At 38.6% G+C, this 3,131-nt stretch carries 4 protein-coding genes; all 4 read left to right on the top strand.

Features of this window, described 5'->3' with window-relative positions:
* On the top strand, nucleotides 1-938 hold a 938-nt coding region (locus ABZA26_RS11190), incomplete at its 5' end, for a hypothetical protein (protein ID WP_372714611.1).
* Between the two features lie 12 nt (nucleotides 939-950).
* A complete protein-coding gene (locus ABZA26_RS11185) occupies nucleotides 951-1,634 on the top strand; it encodes an ABC transporter ATP-binding protein (RefSeq protein ID WP_372714610.1) in 684 nt (227 codons plus the stop codon).
* The gene (locus ABZA26_RS11180) at nucleotides 1,631-2,824 is read left to right on the top strand and encodes an ABC transporter permease (RefSeq protein WP_372714609.1); all 1,194 of its coding nucleotides are present in this window, start codon (nucleotides 1,631-1,633) and stop codon (nucleotides 2,822-2,824) included. The genes ABZA26_RS11185 and ABZA26_RS11180 overlap by 4 nt, the downstream gene beginning before the upstream one ends.
* 5 nt (nucleotides 2,825-2,829) lie before the next feature.
* Nucleotides 2,830-3,131, top strand: a 302-nt coding sequence (locus ABZA26_RS11175) for an ABC transporter permease (protein ID WP_372714608.1), incomplete at its 3' end; no start/stop codon positions are given.

Raw genomic sequence — 3,131 nt, 5'->3', positions numbered from 1 at the left:
TTGTTTCTGAAGTTTTCCCACTGGATTATTTTGGGGAAATAGAGGGGACTCAGAGGTTTAAATCCTATAATAACAGCAGTGGTTCTCTAGAATTAATACTAGGAGCAGAACATGAGGAAGAAAACTGGTATTCTCAGCTCTCACTGAGGGCACAGGATGACTCAGAGGACCCATTGGACCTCTATAGGTCTTATGTGGAGCTCTACGGAGATTCTCTCACCTTCAGTGCAGGGCGGCAGATGATAGTTTGGGGAAGCGCTTATATTTTCAACGGTGCCGATGTTTTCAATGAAGTAGATATAGAAAATCCTAGAAGCGATAAGGACGGTCTCGATTCTGTCAGAATAAAATACAATTCAAAAAATATGTCACGTCTTGAAAGTGTAATTTTTAAAAATTCAGAAAGAGATGACAATATAGGAGCCCGTTATACTTTTTTGGTTGATAATTATGAATTTATGGCAAATTATTTCCACTATGACAGAAAAAATAATATGGGAGAATCTGTAAAAAATGAAGATATAGTGCTGGAAGTCAAAGGGGACTTAGGTATAGGGGTCTGGTCTCAGCTTATACACAGGAACTCAGACGTTTCAGATCAAAATTCTGTCGTTTTGGGAGGAGATTATAGTTTTGATATAGGTGGAAATCTCCTATATACATTGGCAGAAACCATATATATAAAAGAAGAGGACAGAGGGGCGGTCTATCTCATGTATAATTATGTGGTCAGCGAGGATATAGAGGTGTTTCAGAGCCTTTTGGTGGACGGAAAGATAAGTTATCTTTATCTGAGATCAGGAGTGACTTATAAACTAAATGATTACTTCAATTTTCAAGTCTCATATAACTATTATAATAATTTTAGGGGATTGAATTATATCCAGGGGGAGGAATTCGATAGTGAGCTGGTTCTTGAAATAAAAGGATTTTTTTAGAGGAGGATGCCAATGGCTATAGTGAGTCTTAAAAATATAAAAAAGAGCTATGTGAAGGGTGCTATAGAGGTAAAGGCTCTGAAGGGAATAACTCTGGATATTCAAAAGGGTGAATTTACAGTGTTGGCAGGACCTTCAGGGTCTGGAAAGACGACACTGCTGAACATTATAGGGGCTATGGACAGTGCCACCTCTGGAAATGTGGTGGTAGACGGGATAGACCTTTCACTTTTGAAGCCCAAGGACGCCTCGGTTTTTAGAAGGGAGAAAATAGGGTTTATATTTCAGGATTACAGTCTGATCCCTGTACTGACAGTTTATGAAAATGTGGAATTTTCTCTTGATCTTCTAGGGAATTATGATAAAAGTACAAAGAGGGAGATGGTGGAAACAATCTTAAAAGAGATGGATATTTATGAACTGAAAGACAGGAGGCCTTCTGAGATTTCCGGAGGTCAGCAGCAAAGGGTGGCAGTAGCTAGGGCCCTTGTAAAAAAACCCAGCATAATCCTGGCAGACGAGCCCACGGCAAATCTGGACAGCGTGACGGGGGAGGCCATTCTTGCTATGATGAAAAAACTCAATGAAGAATATAACATAACTTTTATTTTCTCTTCTCATGACTTAAAAATTATCCAAATGGCAAAACGAGTTGTAAGATTGAGAGACGGGATACGGGAGGGTGATTCTCCATGATATTTAAAATGATTTTCAGAAATATATTCAGGCATAAAAAAAGAACACTCCTCACTCTTATAACAATGATTGTGGGAATATACCTGGCAATTTTGGGAGAGGGTCTGAACTCCGGACTGGAAAAACAGATAACAGATATCTACATAAAAACAGATACTTCCCACTATAAAATTTACGGGAAAAATTTTTATATTGAAAAAGACGATAATGACCAGCTGGAGTATCCAATAGAAGTGATGAAAGAAGTCGAAGAAATCTTAAAAAATAAAAATTACAGCAAAAGACTTATTTTCAAGGGAAGCATCACCGACGGAAAGGAGGAGCTTACTGCTCAGTTTATAGGTGTAAATCCTCAGGAAGAAAATAAAGTCTTTGATAGGGATAAATATATGATAGAGGGATCTTTTGTCACCGGAGAGGACTCTCTCGTACTGGGGATTGAGATGGCAAGGCTTCTGGACTTGGGTATAGGGGATGAGGTGACAATCATGGCAAGGACTGCTTCACAGAGTATAAATGCCTATGATCTGTCAATAACAGGAATTATAAAGACAGGAAATACACTCATGGACAGTAGCAGTATTTTTATGGATCTTGGTTTTTCCAAAAGCTTTGCAGATACTCCAGATATCAATGACATCGCAGTGAAATCAATATTATCCGAAGAAGAGGCAGAAGCTCTAAAAGAACTAAAACTGGATTTCGTTCCCTGGGAAGAGGAGATAAAGGATATACTGAGGATAACCTCTATAAGAAGAAAGGCTTTTGCCATAATAAGCACAACAATTCTCCTTATGGCAGGAGTGACGATAGCAAACACAATGCTTATGGCTATGCTAGAGCGTCAAAAAGAGATAGGTATAATGATGGCCAACGGAATGCATAACAGAGAAATTCTTTTGCTTTTTTTGGGAGAGGGTACTTTTGTAGGAACCTTGGGAAGCTTCCTGGGTTTTTTTCTGGGTTGGATGACTACTAGTTATTATGAACACAACGGGATTCAAATAGCGATAAAGAGCAGTGATCTGGGGATAAATATACCATTTTCAGACCGACTTTATCTTTATTTTGATTTGGATAAATCTCTGACTATATTAATTGTGGGAGTTCTTTTTTCTGCAGCAGCTTCAGTATATCCTGCAATCAAGTCAGTAAAACTAGATCCTTCAAAAGCTATAAAGGACCGGTGATGGCGATGCTAAAAATGGCATTCAGAAATATACTCAGAAACAAAAGAAGATCTTTTCTCACCTTATTATCTACTATGATAGGGATAATGGGAGTCACAGTGGGACTTGGATGGGTCTATGGTGTGGAGAATATGTTCACAGAAGAGGGAAAGAAACTCACTGGAATCGTTAGGGTGACAGCTCCTGATTTTCAGTTGAAAGAAAAATCTCTGGATGTGTCCTCAAATATATCTTCTGAGGAGGTGAGGGTATATCTGAAAGATTTTCAGGGAACTGCTCTGGGAAGAATAAAATTTGGAGGTATGGT

Origin of the sequence: Ilyobacter sp. (assembly GCF_041583315.1) — a bacterium.
Lineage (GTDB): Bacteria > Fusobacteriota > Fusobacteriia > Fusobacteriales > Fusobacteriaceae > Ilyobacter.
Note: the sequence above shows the minus strand (reverse complement) of the source record. Positions and strands in the feature narration are given on the sequence as shown.

What these genes read in the sequence shown, in the direction of transcription:
- ABZA26_RS11180 (WP_372714609.1), top strand. Translation starts at nt 1,631, where the DNA reads ATGATATTTAAAATGATTTTCAGAAATATATTCAGGCATAAAAAAAGA.
- ABZA26_RS11185 (WP_372714610.1), top strand. Translation starts at nt 951, where the DNA reads ATGGCTATAGTGAGTCTTAAAAATATAAAAAAGAGCTATGTGAAGGGT.